Source organism: Nocardia sp. NPDC050713 (assembly GCF_040654315.1).
Lineage (GTDB): Bacteria > Actinomycetota > Actinomycetes > Mycobacteriales > Mycobacteriaceae > Nocardia.
Genome location: NZ_JBFAHS010000020.1, coordinates 85,961 through 112,698, shown reverse-complemented (window position 1 = coordinate 112,698; position 26,738 = coordinate 85,961). Strand labels below are relative to the sequence as shown.

Genomic DNA, 26,738 nt, shown 5'->3' with positions numbered 1-26,738 from the left:
CATTACCGGTCGAATGGAAAGGTGTGGGTATGACCAAGGTGAATCTCGAGACGAATTTCGGAGCGATCGTCCTGGAGTTGGACGCGGAGAAGGCGCCCAAGACGGTGCAGAACTTCGTGGACTACGTGAACGCCGGCCACTACAACGGCACGATTTTCCACCGCGTGATCCCGAACTTCATGATCCAGGGCGGCGGCTTCGAGCCCGACATGCGCCAGAAGGGCACCAACGCCCCGATCCAGAACGAGGCGAACAACGGCCTGAAGAACAACAAGTACACCGTCGCGATGGCGCGGACCAACGACCCGCACTCGGCCACCGCGCAGTTCTTCATCAACGTCGCCGACAACGACTTCCTGAACCACTCGGCGCCCACGCCGTCCGGCTGGGGCTACACCGTGTTCGGCGCGGTCGTGGACGGCGCCGAGGTGGTCGACAAGATCGCGGGCGTGCGGACCGGCTCGGCGGGCATGCACCAGGACGTACCGCTCGAGGCCGTCGTCATCGAATCCGCGAGCATCGGCTGAGCGCCGAACATAGGAACGCGAATCGGGCCGTCTCCCAAGGGAGTACGGCCCGATTTCGATTCGCTGGGAAGTTACAGCGGCAGCAGGTGATGCTTGCGCGGGTTGCGCTCGAGCTGCTTGTCCTGCAGCAGCTGCAGAGCGCGGCGTAGCTCCAGGCGGGTGCTCGACGGCTCGATGACGGCGTCGATGTACCCGCGCTCGGCGGCCACCCACGGCGTCGCCACGGTCGCGTTGTAGAAGTCGATCATCTGCTTGCGCACCGCGTCGCGCTGCTCCTCCGGCGCCGCCTCGATCTGCCGCGCCCCGATCAGGCTCACCGCGCTCTCCGCGCCCATGACCGCGATGCGGGCGGTCGGCCAGGCCAGGTTCACGTCGGCGCCGAGCTGCTTGGAGCCCATCACGGCGTAGCCGCCGCCGTAGGACTTGCGGATCACGACCGTCACCTTGGGCACGCTCGCCTCCACGAAGGAGAACAGGAAGCGGCCGCCGCGCTTGATGACGCCGATCTTCTCCTGTTCCACACCGGGCAGGAAGCCGGGCGTGTCCACCACGAAGACCAGCGGGAGCTCGAAGGCGTCGCAGAGGCGGACGAAATGCGCGGCCTTGTCCGAGGCGCGGGCGTCCAGCGCACCGGCGTACACCATCGGCTGGTTGGCGACCACGCCGACGCTGCGACCGTCCACCCTGGCGAAGCCGGTGATGATGTTGCGTCCCGCGGTCGCGCCGATCTCGTGGAAATCGCCGTCGTCGAAGATGCGCAGCAGGATCTCGTGCATGTCGTAGCCCGCGTTGTCGGAGTCGGGCACGATCGAGTTCAGTTCGCGGTCGGAATCGGTGACTTCCGGCTCCAGGCCGGGATTCACGATCGGCGCCCGCTCCGTGCAGCTGGTCGGCAGGAAGCTCAGGTAGTCGCGGACCCACTGGAACGCGGCCGTCTCGTCCTTGGCGACGTGATGGATGTTGCCGTACTCGGCCTGGCTCCGCGCGCCGCCCAGCTCCTCCAGGCTGACGTCCTCGCCGGTGACCTCGCGGATCACCTTGGGGCCGGTGACGAACATGTACGCCTCTTCGGTCGCCACCACCACGTCGGTGTTGATGGGGGCGTACACCGCGCCGCCCGCGCACTTGCCGAGAATCATCGACACCTGCGGAACGAGGCCGGACAGCGGCTCCTGGCGTCTGCCGAGTTCGGCGTACCAGGCCAGCGAGGTGACCGCCTCCTGAACGCGCGCGCCGCCGGAGTCGTTGATGCCGACGACCGGGCAGCCGACCTTGGCGGCGTACTCCATGATGTAGGCGACCTTGCGGCCGAACATCTCGCCGACCGACCCGCCGTACACGGTCTGGTCGTGGGAGAACACCGCCACGGGTCTGCCGTCCACGAGGCCGTGGCCGGTGACCACGCCGTCGCCGTACAGCGCGGTGGGATCACCGGGCTTGCGCACCAGAGCGCCGATTTCCACGAAGGTTCCCGGATCGAGCAGCATGTTGATCCGGTCGCGGGCGCTGGGGATGCCTTTCTTGGCCCGTTTCGCGACCCCCGCTTCACCCGCCGGTTCCTGCGCCAGATCCAGACGTTTCCGCAGGTCGGCGAGTTTCTCGGCAGTAGTGCTCACTGTGCGCCTTTCGCCTCGATTTCCCCGAGCTTCGCGGTCAGGTCGGCACCGATCTTGCCGATCCGCGGCTCGTCGACGATCTGCAGATGATCACCCGGAATGTGGATGACCTCGAGGTTGGGGATGTACTCGTCCCAGCCGCCGTTGGGGCGCCGGTCCGCGTAGCGCGGCTCGAGTTCGATCATCCCGTCGTGGTAGCGATCGGCGAGATAGAGCACAACGTTGCCGTCATAGCGGGTCGGCGTGGTCTTGGCCAGGTGCCGTCCTTCGACCCAGGAGGTGCGCTGGTGTTCGAGCACACCACCCGGGATCTTGGCGCCGGTCAGCTTGATGAGGTTGGTGACGATCGTGTACTGCTCGTCGTCGTCGGCACCGGCCAGCTCCATGAGCTGCTCCTCGGGCAGTTCGCCCTCGATGCCGTAGGTCTTCTTCGCGAATTCCTGGTAGCGCTGGATGCGCCGGACTCGCTCGGCCGGGCTGTTGTCCTCCGGCTCGGCCGGGATCGCGAGGTCGATCAGTCCGACGTAGCGCACGTCGGCGCCTTCCGCGCGCAGCAGCTGTCCCACCGTGAGCGCGAAGACCGCGCCGAGCGACCAGCCGTACAGCACGTAAGGTCCGTTGCCCTGGATCTTGCGCAGCTCGGGCAGGTACTGCCGCGCGCGCTCCTCGATATCGCCTTCGACGCGCTCGAAGCCGTACATCGGGGTGTCGGCCGGAAGCCGCTTGAGCAGCGGTTCGTAGACCAACGTGTTGCCGCCCGACGGGTGGAAGACGAAGACCGGCACGGCATTCGAGCCCTCGGCACGCGGGCGCAGGGGACGGATGAAGCCCTCCACGTCGGCACCACTGTCTTGCAGTCCGCGCACGATTTCGGCGAGCTGCTCGATGGTCTCCGAGTCGAGCACGTCGTCGACGGTGACCTCGGCGCCGACCCGGTCGGTGAGGCGGGCCGCCAGCTTCTCGGCGACCTCCTCCTCCAGGATCGGCAGGGTGTTGAAGATGCCGCCCGCCGACTTGCCCGTGACAACGGCCCAGCTGGCGTAGGTCAGCCGCTCGGCGGCGTCGCGCGGCGGCACGCCGTCCTCGTCGGCCTGCGACTGCTGCTCGCCGAAGAGCGCGGCAGCGGCGTCTTCCTGCGGCTCCGAGGGCGCCTCGACCGTCGCGGCGACCGCGGCCGATTCCGCCTCGGCGACAATCTTTTCCGCCTCGGCCTCGATCGTGGTGTTCTCGGCGTCGAGCCCCGGCACCGGCGCGCCAGCGGCCTTCACCGCGGCGGCCGGATCCTCGCCCGATTCCAGGGCCGAACGCGCCGCGGCGATGAAGTCGCCGTCGACGGCGATCTCCTCACCCGCGGCCTGCTTGTCGGCCATGGCCTGCACCTCGTCGCGGTGCTCGATGGCGTAGCGCAGCACCTTGCCGACCTCGTTGAGGTTGGCGTCGCGCACGGCCTGGATCTGCAGCTGCGGGATGTCGAATTCGTACTCGACGCGGTTCTTGATGCGCATGGCCATCAGCGAGTCCAGACCCAGCTCCATGAGCGGGATCTCCATCGGCAGGTCCTCGACCGCGTAGCCCATGGACTCGGCGACGATGATCGCGAGCCGCTGCTCGATGGTCTGGCTGCCGTTGGGGTCCCAGCGGTCGCCGAAGGTCTCCACGACCTCGGGCTCGGTGACCGTCGCGACCGCGGTTTCGGTAACCGGTTGCGCGACAGCGGTTTCCGGCAGCGCGGCGCCGGAGGTCACGACAGCTTCGAAGAGCAAGCGGAAGGCGTTGCCCTCCTTGGCATGCACCTGCACCGACGCGCCGCCGAGGTGCGGGGTCAGCGTGGTGGTGAGGGTGCCCGCCGCGGGCAGCGCGCCGTGCGGCACGGATGCACCGAGGGCGACATCACTGAGCACCTGCGCCGCCGCGGCGCGTACGAGCGCGGGCAGCTCGGTGACGGCGCCCGCCTGGACCTCCCAGACGTGGCGGCCGTCCGGCAGCGCGACGTGCGCGCCGGGGACCTTGGTGTTGCCGCTGCCGCTGGTCATCTGCGCCTTCGGCCAGTACTCCTTGCGCACGAACACCGTTCGCGGCACGTCGGCGTAGTCACCGGCGGGCAGCAGCGAGGGCAGGTCGACGGCGTGACCGTGCACGTAGAGCTGGGCCAGCGCGGAGATCACGCCCGCCGACTCGTCTTCCTTGCGCTTGAGCGTCGGGATGAGCTGCGCGTCGTGCAGCCCCGCGGCGAAGGTGGTGCCCAGAACCTGCATCAGCGCAACGGAATTCGGCGCGAGTTCCAGGAACGTGGTGTGCCCGGAGTCCACCGCGAGCTTCACCGCGTTGGTGAAGTACACGCTGTGGCGCATGTTCTTGACCCAGTAGTCCTCGTCGTGGATCGGGTCGTGGCCGGGACGGTAGTACTGCTCCTTGTTCACCGTCGAGTACAGGCCCGTCTTCATGCGGGTCGGCTCGATACCGGCCAGCTCCGCGGCCAGCTCGCCGAGCAGCGGATCCATCTGCGAGGTGTGGCCCGCGCCGCGGGTCTGCAGCACGCGGGCGAACTTGCCCGCCTCCTCGACCTTGGCGACGATCGCCTGCACCTGCTCGGTCGGGCCGCCGATCACCGTGTTGGTCGGCGCGGCGTACACCGCGACCTCCACGTCGGGGTACTCCGGCAGCATCGCCTCGACGTCGGCGGCGCTGAGCTCGACCAGCGCCATGTTGCGCACGTCGTCGTCGCTGATCATCTGCTCGCCCTCGCCCATCAGGCGCGAACGGGCGCAGATCACCCGCACCGCGTCCTCGAGCGCGAGACCGCCCGCGATGTAAGCGCCCGCGACCTCGCCCATCGAGTGGCCGACGACGGCGGTGGGCTCGGCGCCGTGCGCGCGCAGCAGCGCGGCCAGACCGATCTGGATGGTGAAGATGCCGACCTGCGAGGTGCCGACGGTGTAGTCCTGGGCGTCGTCCAGGATCAGCTCGCGAATCGAGTAACCGGCCTCGTCCTGCACCAGCTCGTCGACCTGGTCGACGGTGGCGCGGAAGATCGAGTTCTCCAGGTAGAGCTGCTTGCCCATCTTGCGGTGCTGCGCGCCGAATCCGGCGAGCACCCACATCGGGCCCTGCGCGGCCGGGGCGTCGGCGGTGAAGACGCCGGTGCCCGGCTTGCCCGCGGCGATCGCGCGCAGACCGGCGACGGCCTCTTCGTGCGTCTTGGCGACCACGACGCCGCGCGAACGCCAGTGGCTGCGCTTGGCCAGCGAACGGGCCACGTCGGCGAGCGGGACGTCGCGACCAGCGTCGGACTCCAGCCAGTCGGCGAGCACGGCGGCGGCGCGCTTGCGGCGTGAGGGCAGGTAGCCGGACACCGCGAGGATCACCGGCAGCGGCTCTTCGCGGTCGGCCGACCATTCGGCGGGCGCCGCGGTTTCCACCTCGGCTGCTTCCACCTCGGCGGCCGCAGCCTCGACGGCTTCCGCCTCGGCCTCGGCGACGATCTCGGTGGCCTCGGCGACCACGTCGGTGGTCTCGTCGTCCAGATTCTGTTCAGCAGACACTTCGACCGGCGCACCCTGAGCGGGTGCGGCAGCAGACGCCACGTACTCCTGAAGCACGACATGCGCGTTGGTGCCGCCGAAGCCGAAGCCGGAGATGCCGACGGTGGCGACGCCGCTGTAGCGCGGGAACTCGGTCGGCGCGTCGACGACCTTCAGCCGCGCCTGCTCGAACGGAATGAACGGGCTCGGGCCCGCGTAGTTGATGTTGGGCGGAATGACGTTGTGCTGGAACGCCATGATCACCTTGGCCAAGCTGGCCGCGCCCGCGCCGGACTCGAGGTGGCCGAAGTTGGTCTTGGCCGAGCCGAGCAGCGCGGGCTTGTCGGCGTCGCGACCGCGACCGACCACTTGGCCGAGCGCGTCGGCCTCGATCGGGTCGCCGATCGGCGTGCCGGTGCCGTGCGCCTCGATGTAGTCGACGGTGGAGGGCTTGATGCCCGCATCGCGGTAGGCCGCGCGCAGCACGTCGGCCTGCGCGTCCGGGTTCGGCGCCAGCAGACCGTTGGAACGGCCGTCGTTGTTGACCGCGGAACCCTTGATGACGGCGAGAATCCGGTCGCCGTCCCGCTCCGCGTCGGTCAGTCGCTTCAGCACGACCAGGCCGCCGCCTTCGGACCGCACCATACCGTCGGCGTCGGAGGAGAAGGCCTTGATGTGGCCGTCCTTCGCGACGCCGCCGCCCATGTCGAAGCCGAGCGTGGCCATCGGCGTCAGGATCATGTTGATGCCGCCCGCCAGCGCCAGATCGGCATCGCCGTCGCGCAGCGCACGCACCGCCTGGTGCACGGCGACGATCGTCGACGAGCAGGCCGTATCGACGGAGACCGACGGACCACGGAAGTCGAAGAAGTAGGACACCCGGTTGGGGATGATGCTGGAGACGCTGCCCATGATGGCGTATCCCTGCGCCGTCGCGGGCAGGTTGCCGTCGCGCTCGCCGCCGAGGCCGAGCGCCGCGATCAGCTGGAAGTCGTTGGCGGACGAACCGATGAAGACGCCGACCGACTCACCGCGCAGCTCGCTCGCCGGAATCCTGGCGTGCTCGAGCGCCTCCCAGGTCAGCTCCATCATGAGTCGCTGCTGCGGATCGACGCGCTCGACTTCGATCGGCGACATCGCGAAGAACTCGGCGTCGAAGCCCTTGACGACCTCTTGGTCCAGGTAGCCGCCGAGCGTATTGCCCTCGGCGACAGCCTTCGCGACTTCGGGCTCGCTCAGGAACTCCGACCAGCGACCTTCGGGCCTTTCCCGGATGCCGTCGCCGCGGTTGATCAGGAACTCCCAGGTCGACTCCGGGGTGTCGCCCGCACCGGGCAGCCGGGTGGAAAGACCGACGATCGCGATGTCGTGCGCCTCGCCCGGGGTGAAACGGGCGGTGTAGAAAGCGTCGTCCGCCGACTCCTCGGGCGCCTCGGGCTCACCGTGCACGATGACCTCGGCCAACGACGCGATGGTCGGATGCTTGTAGACGACGGTCGCGTTCAGCATGACCCCGGTGAGTTCCTCGATGTCGCCGCCGAGGGCGAGCGCGTCGCGCGAGGCGAGCCCGAACTCCTCCATCGGCCGATCCACCGTGATCTGCTCGATCGGCTGCCCGGTCGCGTCGGCGACCCAGCGGCGCAACCACTCTCGCAGTTCGGCCACCGAGATGTCCGTGGCGGCAGGCGCGGCCGCGCCTTCCGTGGCGGCGGAGGCGATTTCGGTCGTCTGGGTGGGCGTGCCCTCGTTGTCAGCCATCAATTCCTCAAGCTACCTGTCTGCGTAACCGGGCGCGCCGTGAATTGACGCTCGGCGTGGATGAGATCCGCGCCGAGCGTCGCTGGTCGGCTTCTAACTCACCCTGGGCAATTACTCTTCCGGTGCATCGGGGAAAGCCTGCTGGGTGTAACCACCGCGCAAGGTTCCCTCCAGATAAGCGGTCTTGCAGGCGCGCCGGGCGATCTTGCCGCTGGAGGTGCGCGGAATCGAGCCCGCGGGAACCAGCAGCACGTCGCGCACGGTGACGCCGTGGCGCTGCGAGACGGCCGCGCGCACCGCGTCGGCGATCGGCAGCGGATCGGCCTTGCCCGCGCCCGGGCCGCGCTCGCCGACGATGACGAGCTGCTCGGAGGCGTCGTCGGCGTCGAACGTCTTCAGGCCGGAGTGGCTACCCTGCTCGAAGACCTCGGGCGGCAGCTGGTTGGCGGGCACCGAGAACGCGGCCACGAAGCCGGGGCGCAGCGCCTTGCTCGCTTCCTGCGCCGAGTACTCGAGGTCCTGCGGGTAGTGGTTGCGGCCGTCCACGATCACCAAGTCCTTGACGCGGCCGGTGATGTAGAGCTCGCCCTCGAAGTACACGCCGTAGTCGCCGGTGCGCATCCAGTGCCCGTCGGCCTCGGCGCCCTCGGCGTGGCTGCCCTCGGCGAGCCGCTCGGTGACCTTGTTCTGGAAGGTCTTCGCGGTCTCGTCGGGACGGCCCCAGTAGCCGATGCCCATGTTGTTGCCGTGCAGCCAGATCTCGCCGACCCGGCCGTCGGGCAGCTCGTGGCCGCCGCCGTCGCTCTCGACGGTCTCCGGGTCCACGATCACGGCCCACTGCGACTTCGCCACGTAACCGCAGGACACCTGCGCGATGGCGTTCTCGGCGTTCTGGTCGATCTTCACCATCCGACCGGCGTTGAGCTCGTTGCGGTCGACATAGACGACCTTCGCCTCGTCCTCGGCCTTGGTCGCGGAGACGAACAGGGTCGCCTCGGCCATGCCGTAGCAGGGCTTGATCGCGGTCTTGGGCAGGCCGTACGGCGCGAACGCCTCGTTGAACTTCTTCATCGAGGAGGTGGTGACCGGCTCGCTGCCGTTGATCAGGCCGATGACGTTCGACAGATCCAGCGACTCGCCCGGCTTCGGCAGACCGCGCGCCGCGGCGTGCTCGAAGGCGAAGTTCGGTGCGGCGGCGAAGGTCCCGGCGCCGTCGGAGACCGCGGCGAGTTCCTTGATCCAGCGGTACGGGCGGCGCACGAACGCGCTCGGCGACATGATGGTGATGTACTTGCCGCCCACCGCGGGCAGGATCACCGTCAGCAGACCCATGTCGTGGAACAGCGGCAGCCAGGTGACGCCGCGCGAGTTCCAGTCCAGGTTGATGGAGTGGACCATCTGCAGCAGGTTGGTGCCGACGGCCCGGTGGGTGATCTCCACACCGGCCGGAACCCGGGTCGAACCCGAGGTGTACTGCAGGTAGGCGATGTCGTCGATCTTGATGTCCGGGCGGACCCAGGTCTCGCCGACGCTGTCCGGGATCGCGTCGACCGCGATGATGCGCGGGCGCTGCGCCGCGGGTAGCGCGCGGAAGAACTGACGCACCCCGGCCGCGGAGGAGCTCGCGGTCAGGATGGCCGAGGGCTCACAGTCGCCGAGCACCGCGTGCAGGCGGTCGGTGTGACCCGGCTCGTCCGGGTCGAACAGCGGCACCGAGATGGTGCCCGCGTAGATGGCGGCGAAGAAGGAGACCACGTAGTCGAGGCCCTGCGGAGCGAGGATCGCGACCCGGTCGCCCGGCTTGGTCACCTGCTGCAGACGGGCGGCCACCGCGCGCAGCCGAACACCGAATTGCTGCCACGTCAGCTCGTGCACCTCGCCATCGCGTTCCCGCGAGTAGTCGATGTAGCGGTACGCGAGCGTGTTCGCGTCGTTGCGGGTGTGCTTCTCGACGTGATCAACCAGGGTGTGATCCTCGGGAATACGGATGTTCCCGGTTTCGTCCAGGTAGTCGTCGAAAGTCTCTTCCATTCCTTCTTCTCCTCCGAGGCACACGCAGCAGGACGGCGGCGACGCCGCCTGTTACCTGTGAGGCCCCGACTCGCTTTCGCCCGCGGGTGCTCGTCGTCCTAGAGCCAAACCTGCAAATTCGACGCGGTCTGCGCGGTGACCGCTATTGGCTAGATGTTCTCAAACCAGAGACATGTTACAGAGAAGACCGGGTCACTCTTCCCGCAGCAGGGGGATAACCGGTGCGAACGCGTCCATCTGGGTGGGGAAGACGCCGACATACGACATCGACGTGAGTTGCCGCACACGACGGATCTGTTCGGCGATCTCCTCGAACGTCCCGATCGCCACGTAAGGCGAATTCAGGATGTCCTCGACCGAGAGCTTGGTGTCGACCTCGAGGTCGGGATGCAGACCGCGGTCGATGGCCGAGAGCGCCATTTCGGCGGTCTTCTCCCGATCGTCGGTGATGACGATCGCGGTGATGGCCCAGTTCAGTTCGATCTGGTCGAACCGCTCGCCCGCGGCCTCTCTGATCAGGTTCACCTTCTCGATGGTCTTCTCCATGGTGATGCCGGAGAGCAGACCCTTACCGTTCTTGGTGGTGACCGGAACGATCGAGATGATGTCGGCGTGCTTGGCGGCCAGGCGCAGCATCTTCGGTCCGCCGCCGCCGGTGCAGATCGGCGGGCGCGGGCCCTGCCGCGGACGCGGGGTGCCCTTGATGCCCTTGACCTGGTAGTACTTGCCCTCGAAAGTGCACTCCTGGCCGCGCAGCAGCACGTCGAGGATGGTCAGCGCCTCGTCCAGCTTGGCCAGACGCACGCCCGGCGAGTCGTAGACCAGGCCCGCGGCCAGGTACTCGTCCTGCTTCCAGCCCGCGCCGACGCCCACCTCGAGGCGGCCCTTCGACAGCACGTCGATGGTGGCCAGGTCCTTGGCGAGCACCACGGGGTGGCGGAAGCCGTTGGCCAGCACCGACGTACCAAGGCGGATCTTCTCGGTGGCCTGGCTCAGTGCGCCGAGCGCGGCGATCGGACCGATCTGATCACCGAGGTGATCGGGCACGAAAAAGGTGTCGAACCCGTACTCCTCGGCCTGCTGCGCCGTCTGGATGAACTTGCGGGCGCCGCCTTCCTGCTTGTTCCCCTCGCCCGCAGCCCCGAAGCGAAAAGGACGCAACGGGGTGCCCAATGCGGTCAGCTCACCGGCCGATGCGGCGGCTTGTGTCATGAACTCATGCTCCTGGCTGTAAGGAAATACGGCGCGACTCGCGCCCCTGATACTCGGGGGTAGTCGCGATCATCAGCGCACTTTACAACGTGCCGGGGAACTCCCGTACGGTTGCTGCGGCACAGGCTGGCCGAACACACGACGACGTCGGCGTGGTTTGTGCCATCTCACGAATGCGGCGGCCGAGGGGCGCCCTCGATCAGACCGCTCGCCCAGCTCGCCGTCCACTGGGTCGCCGTGGTGCCGTCGCCGTCCACCACGTATCCGTTGTACAAGGCGTGCACCGGATTTCCGACCGCCCGCACGAGCGCGAGCACGCTGGGGATCCAGTTCACCGGGTTCAGCGCCTGCGGCGGCGAATCGCAGATCATGTCGCCCGGTGCGCAGATGGTGTAGGTGCGGTCGGCGAGCGCGCCGAAACCGTCGCGCGGGCCGGTCATCGTGATGCCGGGTACCTTCAGGCCCGTCAGCGCGACCTCCGCGCCCACGCCGGGCGGCGTGGCGCCGATCGGGATGGCACGTCCCGGGCCGGTGTCGAGGGTGCGTCGCCCGTCGGCGATCAGCGTCACGCCGAGCACCCGGTCGGCGGGAACCGGACCCTTGCCCGCGCCGATCTGCGCGGCGACGTCGCCCGCGATCACCGCGCCCTGGGAGAACCCGGCGATCACGTAAGTCGTCAAGGGGCATTCACGGGATCGCTCGGTCATCATGTCGACCATCCGCTGGGTGCCCTCGGAACGGCTGTTGTTGTAGGACTCCTGACCGTCCGGCGGGATGGCGATCGGGTTCGAGAACTGGGCAACGTACGGCACGGTGTAGACGTCGACCCGCTCGGCGGGGAACTGCTGCCGCACCGGCCCGGAGATGTTGAGCATCAGCGACAGCGGGTTGGCCGCCGGGTTGCGCGGGTCGTCGGCGCTGCTCGACTCCCAGGTGCCCGGCACCGAGATCATCTGCACGTCCGGGCAGGTGGCGGGCTGCGAGGTCGGCGGCTTGGGCGGCGGTTCGGGGCCCGGCTTGGGCACCCGCAGCCGTCCGGCCAGCAGGAACCACAGCAAGATCACCACGACGACGATCAACGCGACGACCGCCAGCGCGACCAGGCACCCCACCGGCCGAAGCCGGCGGGGTCTCGAACCGCCCGCCATCACTGGCAGTAGTTCTGCTTGGCCGTCTGAATGTAGATCTGACCGGCCTGCTCGACCGGCATCTTGGCCGGGTCGAAGGACGGGTCGGAACCGGCCATAGCGTTGACGAACGTGGTCAGGTCCTGCTCGGACGCGCCAGCGGCGACGCCCTGGCAGACGTAGCTACCGATGCTCAGCGCGATATCCGGGCTGGACGGGGTGATGCCCTGCGCCTTCAGCGCGTCGAGGAACTTGCGGTCCTTCTCGGTGAGATTGGAGGTGTCGGCGGGCGGCACCACATTCGTCGGCACCGGCTCCGGACGCTCCGGCGCGACGGTCTCGACGGGCGGCGGCGCCTGCTCGGGCGCGGGAGCCGGGGTGGTCTCGTGGCCTTCGTGGCCGGTCTCGGCCGGGCTGGTCGGCGCGGCGGCGGGCGCCGACGTCGTCGTGGTCGGCTTCAGAGTCGGCGTGCTCGTCGCGGTCGAGTCGTTGTCACCGCAGGCGCTGAGCAGGCCGGTCGCGGCGATCGCCACGGCGACGCCGAGTACCTTTCCTCGGGTCCGATGCATGTATTTCTATCCTCGATCTATTGGGCAAGGGGGATCGGTCGCCCCCAGGGTAATGGCAACCACGGGCCGACCGGCGTCAGTCAGCCAACAGACCGGTCGGAATCAAAGGCCGTGAACCTCCGATTTGCCGTTCACCACCGTGATGAACCCGGCTTGGAAGTTCTGCCGCACACCGCCTGGAATCGCGAACTCGTCGCTGATCGGATACCCGAGTTTGCCGTTCTCGAAGCCGACGCTCTGCCAGGCGTCCATCATCGGCCCGGTGCGCACCGCCCAGGCTCCGGAGAGCGGGCTCCAATAGATGTTGCCGCCCTCGAACCGGCTGTAGCGGCCGAGATCCTTCAGCGGAAGTTCCTCCGCCGCAGGGAAACCGAGCCAGCTGTTCTCGTATCCCAGCTGGGCGTACTTGCCGAGGATCAGCCCGTGCACCCGGTGCACGCCGGTCTTGGCGCTGTAATAGAACGGGCCGCCTTCGAAGGCCTGCACCGCGCCGTCCTTGTTCGGCGTCTTGATCTCCGGCGCGGTCGGATAGCCCGCCGGTCCGCGTTCGAAGCCCTGCGCGCCCCATTCGTCGAGGATCGCGCCACGCACCACTTGCGCTCCGGTCTGTGGCGTCCAATACAGCGAGCCGTGCTGGAATGGCTGGAACCGGCCGCGTCCGTCGGGCAGCCCGCGTTCACCGCCGGTCGGCAGGCCGAGCGGGCCCGCGGGTCCGTGCGCGGCCTGGTAGCCGCCGCCGATCATGCCGCCGACCGCGTGCGCGCCGCTCTCCGGCGCGAAGAAGACCCGCCCGCCCTGGAAGTCCTGCGCGACACCGCCCGCCACTTGGTACTCCCCGGTGAGACATTCGCCGAGCCAGCCGTTCGCGGCCACCGCGGCGCCGATCGACTCGGCGGGCGCGCACGCGGGCTTGTCGGATTCGATCCCGAGCGCGGCCGCCGCCTGGGGCCAGGACTGGCGCATCTCGAAGTCCCAGTACGGCCACGAGTGGGTGCCCGATGGCCGGTAGTTGACCTGCGCGGGGATGGACAGCTCGGCCAGCTTGGTGACGAAGTTCTGCGAGGTGAGCCGGGACAGGATCTCCAGCCCCATGCCCGCGTAGTTGGTGCTCACGCCGGGAATGCCGGAGGCCTGATCGAACGGCCCGGTGGCGCCACTGCCGCTGGAGACGTAGATGCTGGTGCCCTCGAGCCGGTCGGCGAGGAAGTACGGATCGTGGTTCTCCCACTCCGGGCTGGTCGGCGGACCCCACATCGCGGCCGAGTCGAAACCGCCCGCGTCGCGCATGGCGAACTCGATGGCCTGCGGCATGCCGAGCGTGGTCGTGGTGAGGAAACCCGAGTACGAAGCGGCGTACTTGGCGAAACCGGGATTGCGTCCGGCGAGGAACATGGCCGCGGTGCCGCCCATCGAAAGGCCCGCCATGCCGCGCACAGCGGTGGCCCGCCATTGGCTCTCCAGCAGCGGCGGCAGCTCCTTGGTGAGGAAGGTCTCCCACTTGTAGTTCTTGCCGTTGTTCGGCTGCAACCAGTCGGAGTAGAAGCTGGACTGGCCGCCCACCGGCAGCACCACCGTGACGTTCTTGTCGGCGTAGAAGCCCGCCGCCCCCGCGTCCTTGGTCCAGCCGCTCTCGTCCTCGGTGGCGCGCAGGCCGTCGAGCAGGAACAGCACGGGGAACCTGGCGTCCGGCCGGTTGTTCCAGTCCCTGGCCAGTAGCAACTGCACCTGTATCGGCGCGCCCATCGACGGCGAGTTCACCCACAGCGCCACCCTGCGGTCACCGTGCCAGACCACGTTCTGCACGGTGGCGTCGGCGAGGGCTGCCGTGGGCTGGGCGGCGACAGGCGAGGTCAGCGGGGTGGTGATTCCCGCGGCGAGGGGTAGCACCAGGGCGGTGGCAAGCATGGCGAAACGGCCGCGCGCCGTGCGTCCGCCGCGTCGTCGGGCTCTCCCCCATTTACCACACGCAACTCCAGCCACATGAGTTTTCTACTCCGGCAAACCCTCAGTTTCCGGTAGCCGCGCCCATAGCGAACCGGCGTGTCGGAAAACGACGACGCCGCCGCTTCGCGAGGAAGCGACGGCGTCGTGCGGTTGTTCAGTGCGCGGTGATCACCAGGCGCCGGTGGCGTCCAGGATGCCCTTGCGCGAGTTCCACAGCTGGCCCTCCCAGTACTTCCAGGAGTGGGTGCCCGCGGCCGGGAAGTCGAAGAAGGCCGGGATGCCGAGCGAGTTCAGGCGGACCTGGAACGCGCGGGTGTTGACCAGCGACAGAGCCTCGAGCGCCATCGCGTTACCGGTGTTGAACAGGCCGACCGGCGAGGCGGGCCGGTCGAACTGACCGGGCAGACCCGACGCCGCCGAGATGTACATCGGCAGGCCCTTCAGCTGCGGCGCGAACACGAACGGGTCCATGCGCAGCCACTGCGGGCTCCACGGCGCGGCCATCGAGTCCACGTTGTAGCGGCCCGCGTCCAGCATCGCGATGCGGATCGCCTCGCGCATGCCCGGCGCCGAGATGTTCAGGTAGCCGGAGTAGGACGCGGCGAACTTGAACTGGTCGCGGTGGTAGGCGGCCAGCGCCAGCGCGGCGCTACCGCCCATGGACAGGCCGATGACCGCGTTGTTGTTCTTGGAGACGCCGTAGCCCGCGAGGAAGTTCGGCAGCTCGTTGGTCAGGAAGCTTTCCCACTTGTAGGTGGTCTTCTGACCGTTGGTGTTGCTCGGCGCGTACCAGTCGGTGTAGAAGCTCGACTGACCGCCGACCGGCATCACCAGGGTGATGTTGTCGTTCTTGAACTGCTCCATCGCGTTGGTCTCGAACGACCACGCGTTGCGGTCGTCGCGAGCGCGCAGGCCGTCGAGCATGTACAGCGCCGCGTTGCCGCCGCGCGATGCCCACTGCACCTGAACCTTGATCGGACCCATCTGCGACGGGACCATCAACTCCTCGTAACCACCGGCCGGCGCGCGCAGCACCGGGGCGTGCACGGGAGCGGCTGTGGCGACGGTCGGGGAAGCCAGTCCGGCGGCGATCGGCAGCGCTAGCGCAGCGGCTCCGACAGCCAGAATTCGATTACGCCAACCACGAGGTGCGCCTCGCCGACCCGACTTGACACTCTTCGGCGCGGCGGCCCTGCCGAAACGCATGAATCCTGCTCACTTTCTGCTGTTGCGGTGCCGCCGCGCCGAACCGGCGGGGCGACACCCGTGCTGCCAACGAGACGCGCGTCACACCGATACCGGTTCCCGACATTCCGGCATCAATCGACGGCGCTACAACGATATGGTCACACTTACGCTCGCAGGAGGATATTCGACGTCCGAATCCTTAGCAAGGCTGCGGTCGACCGGGTGGCCGAAATCCGCCCGCGCACAATCTGTGATCGTGCGGTGACCATACCGCGTTCCAGCAGTGATGTCGTCCCCGAAGGTCAATTTGTTACGTCATCCGAGATGGGCGCTCATATCGGGGAGCATCGCCAGCACCTGGTCCTGCCAGTAATGCCAGTTGTGCACACCGACCGCCGGGTAGTTGTAGACCACGTTCCCGCCGCCGAGGGTGTCCATCCTGGCCTGGAACGCGCGCGTGTTGGCGAGCGCGAGCGTCTCCAATGCCATGGCGTTGCCGAGGTGATAGGCGTCGATCGGCGCGGTGATCGCGTCGCGCGGTCCGTTCGCGCCGCTGCCAGCGGAGATCCAGAGCCGAGTGCCGTTCTGCCGCAACAATTGCGCGAACATGAACGGGTCGTGGCGCAGCCAGCGCGGGTCCCACGGCGGGCCCCACATGGCGTCGATGTTGAAACCGCCCGCGTCGAGCAGCGCCAGCCGCAATGCCTCGCGCATGCCGGGCGCCGAAATGTTCAGATATCCGGAATACGAACCCGCGTAACGGAATTGATCGGGGTGATAGGCGGCCAGCGCGAGCGCGGCGCTACCGCCCATGGAAAGACCGAAGATGCCGTTGCCGTTCGGATTGAAACCGAGCCGGTCGCGCAGCGCCCAGCGCAGATTCTCGGTCAGGAACGTTTCCCAGGCGTAGGTGATCGTCTGGCCGTTGGTGTTGCTCGGCGCGATCCAGTCCGAATAGAAGCTGGACTGACCGCCGACCGGCATCACGACGTTGATGTTCCACTGCGTCAGGGTCCGCGAGATGTCGGTGTCGATCTCCCAGCCGCTCAGGTCGTTGCGTGCGCGCAGACCGTCCAGCGCGTAGACGACGCGGTTGGTGTTGCCGTCGGCCGCGCGGAAGATGCGCGTCTTGATCGGCCCCATGCTGGAATCGACCCAGAAATCGAAACCGGCCGGATCGAAGCCCGCCGTGGCCGGTGCGGTCAGCCCGGCGGTCGCCGCGCCGAAGGGCACCGCGAGCGCGAGCGCCAGACCGGCGACCGAACGCCGCCACCATCGCCGCCCCCCGGCAACCCTCCCGTTCATGCCCCGGCCCCGCCCGCGCTCAGCATCACCGTGCGTGGTGTGCGCCAGCCCATGATTCGCTCACTGCGTTCGCTCAACCCGTCAACTCGCATCGACCAGACCTTTCGCCCGCGCGGTCTTCATCGACCGCAACCGTCGTGCATGAGGATCGCCACTGGCGCCGAGAACCGGACTAGCACGGGTTTCGGCGGTACTGCCGTTTCGAAGCGGTACTGCTCTTCTATATGTGCATATTCGAAGCAAACCGACGCGAGACGCGCGCCTATATCGGATCGTGATCAAAACCGGACGGCGGCCGGTTCCGCTCCCGGTGGGGCGCCTCCTTATATAGGGGGCCGGTTCTCGATCGCCCGCCAGCGATCGTTCAGCCAACGCGAAGGACCGCTCGGAACCCGATGGCCCCGAGCGGTCCTCGGTGGTTCGTCAGCCGATGTTCGCGGACAGGTCCGGAAGCATGCGCTTCGCCTCGTCGGCCCAGTTGTTCCAGGCGTGAATGCCGTAGGCCGGGAACGAGTAGACGGCGTTGCCGCCGCCGAGCGTCGCCATGCGCGCCTGGAAAGCCCGGGTGTTGACCAGCGCGAGCGACTCGAGCCCCATGCCGTTGAGGGTGTTGAAGCTAGGCGAATCGGTGGCCGTGGGCAACCCGCTCGCCGCGGCGACCCACAGGCGGGTTCCGTTGCGAATCAGGTTGGGTGCGAAGACGAACGGGTCCATTCGCAGCCACTGCGGGCCCCAGGGCGGCGCCATCGAGTCCACGTTGTAGCCGCCCGCGTCGAGCATGGCCACGCGGATCGCCTCGCGCATGCCGGGGGCGGAGTTGTTCAGGTAGCCGGAGAAGGAACCGGCGAAGCTGAACTGGTCCGGGTGATAGGCGGCCAAGGTCAGCGCGGCGCTGCCGCCCATCGAGAGGCCGAAGACGCCGTTGCGATTCGGGTTGAATCCGAGGCGATCACGCAGCGCCGAGCGCAGATTCTGGGTCAGGAAGGTTTCCCACTGATACCGGTAGCTCTTGCCGGGACCGCCCGCGAGCACGTTCATCGCGCCGGAGCCGGAGCTGGAGCCGGAACCCGCTGGGATACCGAGGAGTTCGCTCGGCGCGTTCCAGTCCGCGTAGAAGCTGGACATGCCGCCGACCGGCATCACGACGTTGATGTTCTGGCTGGCCAGCAGCGCCGGGACGTCGGTTTCGATCTCCCAGCCGTTCAGGGTCTCGGGCGCGCGCATGCCGTCCAGGACGTAGACGACGCGGTGGGTGTTGCCGTCGGCGGCGCGCAGAACGCGGGACTTGATCGGGCCCATGCCCGAGTCGACCCAGAAGTCGAAGGCCGCCGGATTGAACGCCGCCGAGGCCGCGGCTCCGGTGCCCGCCACGGAAACCCCCAGTGGCGCCAACATCGCGACAGCGACTCCGAACGCCCACTTGCGCATCCACGATCCGGATGACGGCTTCGGGCGGTGTTTCCCACGGGCAGTACGCATTCGACTCGACCTTTCCTCGGCGACCAGAGGAGGCAAACAGCAAGCAACTCGACCGGCCCCCTCATCGGGCACGAAGATCACGCGTCCGCGCTGAAAACGGACGTTTCGACCTTTGTGCATGCACTATGTGTATCAATCGGCAACGAATGCTTATATGTTGCTGGAAAGTGATCCAGCCCACAAGGATTCATGGCTTTCCCGCTGCTGATTCGTTGCCTACCCCGCTTGCGGATGCCCGCTCGGCAGACGAAAAAACCGCCCGGCGCGGGGAGCGCCGGGCGGTTTCGGGTCGAGCCTGGAATCAGCCGATGTTGGCCGAGAGGTCCGGAATCATCCGGTGGACCTCGGACTCCCAGTTGCGCCAGTTGTGGATGCCGACGGACGGGAAGCTGTAGGTGACGTTGCTGGCGCCGAGCGTCATCATCCGCACCTGGAACGCCCTGGTGTTGACCAGCGCGAGCGCTTCAAGCGGCACGCCCTGGACGACGTCCATCAGCGAGTGCACGTCACCCGCGGCGGGCAGGCCGCTGCCCGCGGCGATCCACAGGCGGGTGTTGTTGGCCTTGAGCTGCGGCGCGAACACGAACGGGTCCATGCGCAGCCACTGCGGGCCCCACGGCGGCGCCATCGCGTCGATGTTGTACCCACCGGCGCTCAGCATCGCGACGCGCAGCGCCTCGCGCATGCCCGGCGCGGAGATGTTCAGGTAGCCGGAGTAGGAACCGGCGAAGCTGAACTGATCCGGGTGGTAGGCCGAGAGGGTCAGCGCGGCCGAACCGCCCATCGACAGGCCGAACACGCCGTTGCGGTTCGGGCTGAAGCCGAGCCGGTCGCGCAGCGCCCAGCGCAGGTTCTGGGTCAGGAAGGTCTCCCACTTGTAGGTGCTGACCTTGCCGACGGTCTCGTTCCAGCCGGACGAGCCGGTCATCGAGGAGCCCGAGGACGAGCCGGAGGGGCCCGAGCCGGTCGGGATGCCGAGGAAGGTGCTCGGCGCGTTCCAGTCCGCGTAGAAGCTGGACGGGCCGCCGACCGGCATGACCACGTTGATGTTCCACTTGGTCAGCTCGCGGGCGACCTCGGTGTCGATCTCCCAGCCGCTCAGGTCACCGCGGGCGCGCATGCCGTCCAGGGCATAGACCACACGGTTGGTGTTGCCGTCGGCCGCGCGGAAGATCCGCGACTTGATCGGCCCCATGCTGGAGTCGACCCAGAAGTCGAAGCCCTCCGGGTTGAACGCCGCGGACGCGGTGGCGCCCTGGCCTGCCACCGACGCCCCGAGCGGTAGCACGACTGCCATCGAAACCAGGACCGACTTCTTGAGCCATCCACCGGCTCTGCGAGCACGCAGGCGACCAGCCTGCGCGCTGCGCCCGATCACGCCTCGCATTATTTTTTTGGGCCTTTCCCTACATGCGACCGGAGAGGGCCGCGCCTCGACGGAGACCGCCGGTCCCCGTCCACGTCGAGTGGACACCCCGGCGGGCATACCGGATGAGCCTAACCCGCCATCGATGCAAGGGCGTTATCAAAAAGAGATAAAGCGGCGTACGACACGTTTATGAGAAGTTCACCAGAAACCACTGGGCCCACGGAGATCCGTGGGCCCAGTGTGACTCCAGAGGTTCAGTTCGGCGGCTGCGGGAAGGGGTCGACCAGCCCGCAGCGCTGGATCTCGTACTTCGGCACCCGCTCGATCCGGTACTTCGCGAACGACAGCGCGTTGCGCAGGTTGTGCCGGAAACGCTCGAAGGTCAGCGGATCGCGCGAGGAGATCAGCAGCGCCTGCGTGTCCGGGCAGGACATGGCCGTGCGCGCCTGGGTGACCCACTTCTCGTCCAGGTACCAGGGCATCCACGGCTTCTTGTCGACCATGCCCGCGTCCACGACGACCCAGTCCGGGTACAGGCTCTTGTCGTGGCCGATGCGGCCGTCGGCCAGCCGCTCGGTGTGCGCGGCCAGCGGATAGGCCAGGCCCATCTGGTCGATGACGCGCACGTCGAGCGGGACGTTCATGCTGGTCATGCCCAGATTCAGGAAGTACACCGTGTGACCGGCGCCGCCGTCGGGGATGGGCTGCGGCGGGGGCGCGATGTACCAGAACGTGAACGCGGGCGAGTTCAGCAGCAGGCCGCCGTTGGGCGTCTCCTGGATGTTGTTCACCATGGCGCGGATGCGCGGGTAGTCGAGGTAGTCCGTGGCCCGGATCGGGTGGTCGTGGCCGGTGTTGAGCACGTAGTAGACGCGCTCGTCGACGATGCCCGACGAGCTGATCTTGGTGCCGGTCTTGATGGCCGTGGTGCCCGAGGCGAACAGCGCCCAGCCGAGCGTGCCGAGCCAGGCGATCAGGATCACCGCGACCGGCCAGTTCGCCGCGCGCAGGCCGCCTTCGGGCAGCCGCAGCGGAATCACCGCGACCGGGAGCAGCAGCAGGAACAGCTGCGGCAGCAGCATGCGGCCGTGCATGAAGTCGCCGCCGACGCGCAACGCGTAGATCGTCAGCAGAAAACCGCTGACCAGCACCAGTGTGACCACCGCGGCGGGCGAGCGCAGCCACGCGCTGAACCGGCGCAGGCGCCCCTCGGTCGACGGGCTCCCCGCGGGCGCGACCATCGAACGGGCCGCGACGACACCCAGGACCAGCAGCACGAGCAGCGGGATCCACAGGTAGTACGGCCCGACCAGATCCCACAGGTACGTGAAACCCTGGCTCCACTTCGCACCGCCCGCGTCCTTCGCGACGGCGGTGTTCGGGTAGGGCAGGCCGTAGTAGCCCATCCGCCAGATCTGGTAGCCCAACGGCACCAGACCCGCCACGGCGACGATGACCGCGCGCAGCACGATCGGGCGGAAACGGGTCTCCGGCAGCGGCGCGAAGAAGATCATCAGCAGCGCGAGCGCGCCGACGAGGGTCATCTCCGGACGGATCAGCGGTGCGAGTCCGGCGAAGAACACCAGACCGAACAGCCCGCCGAGGCGCACCCGCTCGGCCTGCGCCCAGCGCAGCAGCAACCACCACAGCGCGCCGAGCCAGCAGATGACGAGTCCGCTCTCCAGGCCGGAGGTGGCGTAGTCGCGGGCGGGCGGCACCGCGATGTAGACCAGCACACCGGCGGGCAACAGCAGCGCCGACCTGGTGCCGCCCCACAGCCGGGCCGTGCCGAGCATGGCGAACACCATGGCGGCCACCGACAGCGTCAGCGCGATGCCGAGCACCACGTACTCGAGCCGCGCCTGGGTCAGCCAGCTGAAGAACCAGACGATGTAGGTCCACGCCGTGCTGGTGTTGGTCTCGACCCGCTCGTCCATGTTGAACACCGGGCCGTGGCCCGCCAGCAGGTTGCGGACGGTGCGCAGCACGATCAGGCCGTCGTCGGCGATCCAGCGACGCTGCCAGCCGCCGATCGCGAAAAGCGCCGCGGTGAGCGCGATCCCACCGACGAACGTGGCTCGGGATAGGCGCTGGAAAGACGAGGTGGACCGCGCCTGCGCGTTGGCAGTGCGTTCCGCCTCGTCTTCAGTTCGCTCCGCTCCCTCTACCAGCATCTCGTCAGGTGAGATAGACAGCGACACCTACCGCTCCGATCCAGGCGATTGCGAGGAACTGGAGGACGCGATCCCCCAGCGCGATCTCTTCGGGTTCTCCGGCCTCGCCACCGTCGACGTCGACCGCGTAACGCAGGATTGCGATGGTAAACGGGATCATCGAGATCGCGAACCAGGTGGTGTCGTTGGCCCGATCCTGCTCGAAGGCCCACAGCCCGTAGAAGACCACGACCGCGGTAGCCGCCAGCGTCCAGATGAAGCGCAGGTAGGTGGGCGTGTAGTACTCCAGCGACTTGCGGATCTTGGCGCCGGTGCCCAGCGCGATCTGCAGTTCGGCGTAGCGCTTGCCCGCCGCCATGAACAGCGAACCGAACGCCATGATCAGCAGGAACCACTGCGAGAGCGGGATGGCCGCCGCCGCGCCGCCCGCGACCGCGCGCAGCAGGAAGCCACTCGACACGATGCAGATGTCCAGCACCGCTTGGTGCTTGAGCCCGAAGCAGTACGCCAGCTGGATGACGATGTAGACCGCCATCACCACGGCCAGCTGCCAGGCCGCGAGGAACGAGCCGACGATCGAGCCGACCAGCAGCACCGCGGAAATTCCGAAGGCCAGGTTCACCGGGACGATGCCCGCGGCGATGGGCCGGAACCGCTTGGTCGGGTGGGCCCGGTCGGCCTCCACGTCCAGCGCGTCGTTGACCAGGTAGATGCCCGAGGCCGCCATGCAGAACACCACGAAGGCGACACCGACGTGGGCGAGCACGTCGATCTCGGTCACCGAGCCCGCGGCGAGCGGGGCGGCGAGCACCAGGACGTTCTTGACCCACTGACGCGGCCGGACTGCCTTGATCAGACCGCCCGCCAGCGTCTTGGGCGGCCCCTTGACAACGGCCTCGGCCAGATCGGCGCCGGTCGGCTCTTCACTCATGTCAACCAAGGCCTTTTCTTGTGCGAACGGTGTTTGATTTGCGGCGCTCCCGGTGCCCTGCATGGTTACGCAAGCTACCCCCTCCGGGCCTGTCGCTCGCCCCGCGGGTCGAGTCGCTTTTCGGCGGCGAGCAGGGCAGCGGCGGACGCGGCACCGAGCGCGGATCCGGCGAGCACGTCGGAGGGATAGTGCACCCCGAGTACGACTCGGGAGAGCAACATCGGCGGTACGAGCACCGCAGGCAAGGGTAGCCCGGTGAGTCTGCCGAGCAACACCGCAGCCGCCGTGGTGGAGGTGGCGTGCGAGGAGGGGAAGCTCAACTTGCTCGGCGTCCCCACGTTGACCTGCACCGACGGGTCGTTCGGACGCGGGCGCCGGACCACGCGCTTGATCACGATGGAGGCCGCGTGCGCGCCGACCGCGCCCACCGCGACCCCGGCCCACTGCCGCCGCCGCGGCTTGTCGACCAACCACCCCGCGGCGGCGATGCCGATCCAGCCGAGCGCGTGCTCGCCGAAGTGCGACATTCCGCGCGCGGCCGAGACGACCGACGGATTCGTGCCGATGCTCGCCTGCACGGCGTTGATGATCGCGACCTCCGGCGGCCGGGTGGCCGAATCCTGGAGGCTGGGGTTGACCGCACTCACTTATTTGGTTCCGTTCTGATCGATGCCGAAGGCGTTCTCCCAGGCCGCGGTGCTGGTGAGCCGCGGGTGCGCGGCACGGTAGCGCTGCTGCATCTCCGGGAAGCGGGCCGCGAGCTCCTTGCGCAGCCGCATCGCCTCCTTGAACAGGCCGAGAGCCTGGCGCGGATCGCGCTTGCGGTAGACGACGCCGCGGCCGTCGGCCGTGGTGACGGTGACGCCGTCGACCTGCGAGAGCAGGAACCAGCGCGCGTCCAGCGTCGGCACGTTGAGCTGCGGGGTCCGGTGGTGTTCGGTGTGCGCCGGGCGCACGTTGTGCACCAGGCCCTTGACCAGCCGGACGACCTTCGCGATCGGGTTCGGCGGCTCGCCCACCGCGCCGACGCCGACGTGGCTGGCCAGCGGCAGCTCCGTCGAGGAGGGCAGGATGACCGCGTCCGGGTACTGCTTGCGCAGCTCGTGCACCGCGCCGAGCGCGCTCGGCAACAGCTGGAACAGCCGCTCCGGGCCCGCGAGGAAGTCGCGGATGGCGAGGTTCTGGATCGCCACCGTCGAATACTCCAGGCAGAGCAGGTGCTTGAGCGTGGCCTTGACGGTGTTGACGATCATGGCGCGCCCGTCGCCCGGCAGGTGCAGCGAGGCGACCACCAGGCGGTTGCGCAGGTGGAAGTACGCCTGCCAGTCGATGGCGTCGTCCTTGTCGCTCCACGCCATGTGCCAGACCGCCGCACCCGGCAGAGTGACGGTCGGATAACCGGCGACGCGGGCGCGCAGGCCGTATTCGGCGTCGTCCCACTTCAGGAACAGCGGCAGCGGTTGGCCGAGCTCCTCGGCGACCTGGCGCGGGATCACGCAGGTCCACCAGCCGTTGAAGTCGACGTCGATGCGCCGGTGCAGCAGCTTGGAATTGTCGCGGTCGCGCAGCGGGTACTTGGCGAAATCGTGGTCGTATTCGACGTTGGGCGCCGCCGTCCACATGAAGATGCTCCGGTCGACGACCTCGCCCATGACGTGCAGGTGCGAGCGCTCCTGGAGGTTGAGCATCTGCCCGCCGACCAGCACCGGCGACTTGCTGAACCGGGAGAAGGCCAGCGCGCGCAGGATCGAGTCGGGCTCGATCTCGATGTCGTCGTCCATGTAGACGATGTACTGGGCGTCGGTGGTCTTCAGCGCCTCGTACATGACCCGGCTGTAGCCGCCGGAACCGCCCAGGTTTGGCTGGTCGTGGATGGCGAGCCGGTCGCCGAGCACCGCGGCGGCCTCGGCGAAACCGGGCTCGTCGACGACCTTCTTGGTGCCCTGGTCCGGGATGATGACGGCCTTGATCTTCTCCAGCACCAGCGGGTCGGAGCCGAGCGCGCCGAGGGTCTTCACCGCGTCGGTGGGCCGGTTGAAGGTCGGCATGCCGACCGCGATGCTGCCGTCGCCCGGCGCATCGATCGGCGCGTACCAGCCGCCGGAGAGCAGCGTGACAGCGGTGTCGGTGGTGATGTCGAACCAGATCCAGCCGCCGTCCTCGAACGGGGCGAGATCGGTCTCGAATTCCACCGTCGTCGAGTCGGCGCCCGCCGCGACGGCGAACTCGCTGCCCTGTACGTGGATTCGCGAGCCGTCGGCCTTCGAGCGGTACATGTCCACCCGGCCGTGTCCGGCCAGCTCCAGCCGCAGCACCACCGAGGTCAGCACGCTCCAGCGACGCCAGTAGCTGGCGGGCAGCGCGTTGAAGTAGGTGCAGAACGAGACCTCGGACTCCGCGCCGATGGACAGCGAAGTACGGGTGGTCGCGTGCGCGCGCTTGGCGTTGGTCGCCGATTCCTCCAGGTAGAGGGTGCGCACGTCGAGGGGCTCACCCGGCCTGGGCAGGATGATGCGCTGCAGCAGCGATTTCGCGCGGGTCTCGGTCGTCATCTCTTCCAACATCGGTGAGGAGGTCATTCTGCACTTTCGTCCACGAGGGGCGCGCCCGACTCCAGATGCGGTCGCAGCACATTGTCGAACATGCTCAGCGCGGAGCCGATGGCCATGTGCATGTCCAGGTACTGATAGGTGCCGAGGCGGCCGCCGAAGAGGACCTTCGCCGACGCGGTTTCCCGCTTGGCGCGCTCGCGGTAGGCGAGCAGCTTGGCGCGGTCCTCCGGGGTGTTGATCGGGTAGTACGGCTCGTCGCCGGTCTGCGCGAAGCGGGAGTACTCGCGCATGATCACCGTCTTGTCCGTGGGGTACTCGCGCTCGGGGTGGAAGTGGCGCGGCTCGATGATGCGGGTGTACGGCACGTCCGCGTCGTTGTAGTTCATCACCGAGGTGCCCTGGTAGTCACCGGTTTCGAGCACTTCGGTCTCGAAGTCGATGGTGCGCCAGCCGAGTTCGCCCTCGCTGTAGTCGAAGTAGCGGTCCAGCGGACCGGTGTAGACGACAGGGGCGTCCGGGTTCTGCGCGCGCACTTCGTCGCGGACCTCGAACCAGTCGGTGTCCAGCCGGACCTCGATGAGGTCGGAGGCGGCCATGTTCTCCAGCCACTTCGTGTACCCCTGCGCGGGCAGGCCCTCGAAGGTGTCGTTGAAGTAGCGGTTGTCGAAGTTGTAGCGCACCGGGAGGCGGGTGATGTTGCCCGCGGGCAGTTCCTTGGGATCGGTCTGCCACTGCTTGGCGGTGTAGTCGCGGACGAACGCCTCGTAGAGCGGGCGGCCGATCAGCGAGATGGCCTTCTCCTCGAGGTTCTGCGCGTCCTTGGTCTCGACCTCGGCGGCCTGCTCGGCGATCAGCGCCTTCGCCTCGTCGGGGGTGAAGTAGCGGCCGAAGAACTGCGAGATCAGGCCGAGGCCCATCGGGAACTGGTAGGCCTGCCCCTTGTGCATCGCGAACACGCGGTGCTGATAGCCGGTGAACTCGGTGAACTGCGTGACGTAGTCCCAGACCTTCTTGTTCGAGGTGTGGAACAGGTGCGCACCGTACTTGTGGATCTCGATCCCGGTTTGCGGTTCCGGCTCCGAGTAGGCGTTGCCGCCGATGTGATAGCGGCGATCGAGCACTAGCACCCGTTTGCCGAGGACATTGGCGGCGCGTTCGGCAATGGTCAGCCCGAAGAAGCCGGAGCCGACGACGATCAGATCGAACTGTGCGGAGGGGTTGGCGGAGGTACCGGGGGACGATGCGACGGTCACGGGAGCCCAGCGTATCGGAAGTCCGCACGCGGCCCCGGGGGAAGGCGGCGGGCGGCCCCGGCAACCGCAATTTCCCGCGTTGTTCGCCGAAACGGCTACGTCGCGGCCATGAAGGCGCTATTACATAGAGGACCGTCCAACTGAACATCTGTCCAGTTGGTGTCGCGTTGGGTTTCCCAACG

General features: G+C 68.0%; 17 protein-coding genes. 1 reads left to right on the top strand and 16 read right to left on the bottom strand.

Features of this window, described 5'->3' with window-relative positions:
* Window positions 1-23: 23 nt before the first annotated feature.
* Window positions 24-527 (top strand): peptidylprolyl isomerase, encoded by a 504-nt coding sequence (locus AB0H49_RS30145; protein ID WP_357256220.1) that lies wholly within the window; start codon window positions 24-26, stop codon window positions 525-527.
* 71 nt (window positions 528-598) lie between these two features.
* On the opposite strand, the gene AB0H49_RS30140 is transcribed toward AB0H49_RS30145, so the two are convergent.
* The 16 genes from AB0H49_RS30140 to glf form a co-directional block, all read right to left on the bottom strand.
* On the bottom strand, window positions 599-2,143 hold the full coding sequence (locus AB0H49_RS30140; RefSeq protein WP_354998145.1) for an acyl-CoA carboxylase subunit beta: 1,545 nt from the start codon (window positions 2,141-2,143) through the stop codon (window positions 599-601).
* The gene (pks13, locus tag AB0H49_RS30135; RefSeq protein WP_357256219.1) at window positions 2,140-7,422 is read right to left on the bottom strand and encodes a polyketide synthase Pks13; all 5,283 of its coding nucleotides are present in this window, start codon (window positions 7,420-7,422) and stop codon (window positions 2,140-2,142) included. The genes AB0H49_RS30140 and pks13 overlap by 4 nt, the downstream gene beginning before the upstream one ends.
* Window positions 7,423-7,533: 111 nt before the next feature.
* Window positions 7,534-9,453 (bottom strand): long-chain-fatty-acid--AMP ligase FadD32, encoded by a 1,920-nt coding sequence (gene fadD32, locus AB0H49_RS30130; protein WP_354998147.1) that lies wholly within the window; start codon window positions 9,451-9,453, stop codon window positions 7,534-7,536.
* A 192-nt stretch (window positions 9,454-9,645) separates the two neighbouring features.
* A complete protein-coding gene (locus AB0H49_RS30125) occupies window positions 9,646-10,665 on the bottom strand; it encodes an LLM class F420-dependent oxidoreductase (protein WP_354998148.1) in 1,020 nt (339 codons plus the stop codon).
* Window positions 10,666-10,832: 167 nt separating this feature from the next.
* A complete protein-coding gene (locus AB0H49_RS30120) occupies window positions 10,833-11,813 on the bottom strand; it encodes a cutinase family protein (RefSeq protein ID WP_354998149.1) in 981 nt (326 codons plus the stop codon).
* A complete protein-coding gene (locus tag AB0H49_RS30115; RefSeq protein WP_354998150.1) occupies window positions 11,813-12,361 on the bottom strand; it encodes a DUF732 domain-containing protein in 549 nt (182 codons plus the stop codon). The genes AB0H49_RS30120 and AB0H49_RS30115 overlap by 1 nt, the downstream gene beginning before the upstream one ends.
* Window positions 12,362-12,463: 102 nt before the next feature.
* On the bottom strand, window positions 12,464-14,266 hold the full coding sequence (locus AB0H49_RS30110) for an alpha/beta hydrolase-fold protein (RefSeq protein WP_357256218.1): 1,803 nt from the start codon (window positions 14,264-14,266) through the stop codon (window positions 12,464-12,466).
* Between the two features lie 207 nt (window positions 14,267-14,473).
* The gene (locus tag AB0H49_RS30105; protein WP_354998152.1) at window positions 14,474-15,511 is read right to left on the bottom strand and encodes an alpha/beta hydrolase family protein; all 1,038 of its coding nucleotides are present in this window, start codon (window positions 15,509-15,511) and stop codon (window positions 14,474-14,476) included.
* 297 nt (window positions 15,512-15,808) lie between these two features.
* On the bottom strand, window positions 15,809-16,798 hold the full coding sequence (locus tag AB0H49_RS30100; RefSeq protein WP_354998153.1) for an alpha/beta hydrolase family protein: 990 nt from the start codon (window positions 16,796-16,798) through the stop codon (window positions 15,809-15,811).
* 423 nt (window positions 16,799-17,221) lie between these two features.
* Window positions 17,222-18,277 (bottom strand): alpha/beta hydrolase family protein, encoded by a 1,056-nt coding sequence (locus AB0H49_RS30095; protein WP_354998154.1) that lies wholly within the window; start codon window positions 18,275-18,277, stop codon window positions 17,222-17,224.
* Between the two features lie 301 nt (window positions 18,278-18,578).
* Window positions 18,579-19,574: an alpha/beta hydrolase family protein gene (locus tag AB0H49_RS30090; RefSeq protein WP_354998155.1), complete on the bottom strand. Its 996-nt coding sequence runs from the start codon at window positions 19,572-19,574 to the stop codon at window positions 18,579-18,581.
* A gap of 326 nt (window positions 19,575-19,900) precedes the next feature.
* The gene (gene zomB / locus AB0H49_RS30085; protein WP_357256241.1) at window positions 19,901-21,817 is read right to left on the bottom strand and encodes a flagellar motor control protein ZomB; all 1,917 of its coding nucleotides are present in this window, start codon (window positions 21,815-21,817) and stop codon (window positions 19,901-19,903) included.
* Between the two features lie 7 nt (window positions 21,818-21,824).
* Window positions 21,825-22,751, bottom strand: coding sequence for a decaprenyl-phosphate phosphoribosyltransferase (locus AB0H49_RS30080; RefSeq protein ID WP_357256216.1), 927 nt, complete (start codon window positions 22,749-22,751; stop codon window positions 21,825-21,827).
* A gap of 74 nt (window positions 22,752-22,825) precedes the next feature.
* A complete protein-coding gene (locus AB0H49_RS30075; protein WP_357256214.1) occupies window positions 22,826-23,398 on the bottom strand; it encodes a phosphatase PAP2 family protein in 573 nt (190 codons plus the stop codon).
* On the bottom strand, window positions 23,399-25,330 hold the full coding sequence (locus AB0H49_RS30070) for a glycosyltransferase (RefSeq protein WP_357256212.1): 1,932 nt from the start codon (window positions 25,328-25,330) through the stop codon (window positions 23,399-23,401). It lies immediately after the preceding gene.
* Window positions 25,327-26,556, bottom strand: coding sequence for a UDP-galactopyranose mutase (gene glf, locus AB0H49_RS30065; RefSeq protein ID WP_357256210.1), 1,230 nt, complete (start codon window positions 26,554-26,556; stop codon window positions 25,327-25,329). Before glf ends, AB0H49_RS30070 begins: the two co-directional genes overlap by 4 nt.
* Window positions 26,557-26,738: the final 182 nt, after the last annotated feature.

Bases quoted from the DNA above. Each gene is read 5' to 3' on its own strand.
- AB0H49_RS30090 (WP_354998155.1), bottom strand. From the start codon at position 19,574: ATGGCAGTCGTGCTACCGCTCGGGGCGTCGGTGGCAGGCCAGGGCGCC.
- AB0H49_RS30070 (WP_357256212.1), bottom strand. From the start codon at position 25,330: ATGACCTCCTCACCGATGTTGGAAGAGATGACGACCGAGACCCGCGCG.
- AB0H49_RS30125 (WP_354998148.1), bottom strand. From the start codon at position 10,665: ATGACACAAGCCGCCGCATCGGCCGGTGAGCTGACCGCATTGGGCACC.
- AB0H49_RS30110 (WP_357256218.1), bottom strand. From the start codon at position 14,266: ATGCTTGCCACCGCCCTGGTGCTACCCCTCGCCGCGGGAATCACCACC.
- AB0H49_RS30115 (WP_354998150.1), bottom strand. From the start codon at position 12,361: ATGCATCGGACCCGAGGAAAGGTACTCGGCGTCGCCGTGGCGATCGCC.
- pks13 (WP_357256219.1), bottom strand. From the start codon at position 7,422: ATGGCTGACAACGAGGGCACGCCCACCCAGACGACCGAAATCGCCTCC.
- AB0H49_RS30095 (WP_354998154.1), bottom strand. From the start codon at position 18,277: ATGCGTACTGCCCGTGGGAAACACCGCCCGAAGCCGTCATCCGGATCG.
- fadD32 (WP_354998147.1), bottom strand. From the start codon at position 9,453: ATGGAAGAGACTTTCGACGACTACCTGGACGAAACCGGGAACATCCGT.
- AB0H49_RS30100 (WP_354998153.1), bottom strand. From the start codon at position 16,798: ATGAACGGGAGGGTTGCCGGGGGGCGGCGATGGTGGCGGCGTTCGGTC.
- AB0H49_RS30105 (WP_354998152.1), bottom strand. From the start codon at position 15,511: ATGCGTTTCGGCAGGGCCGCCGCGCCGAAGAGTGTCAAGTCGGGTCGG.
- AB0H49_RS30080 (WP_357256216.1), bottom strand. From the start codon at position 22,751: ATGAGTGAAGAGCCGACCGGCGCCGATCTGGCCGAGGCCGTTGTCAAG.
- AB0H49_RS30120 (WP_354998149.1), bottom strand. From the start codon at position 11,813: ATGGCGGGCGGTTCGAGACCCCGCCGGCTTCGGCCGGTGGGGTGCCTG.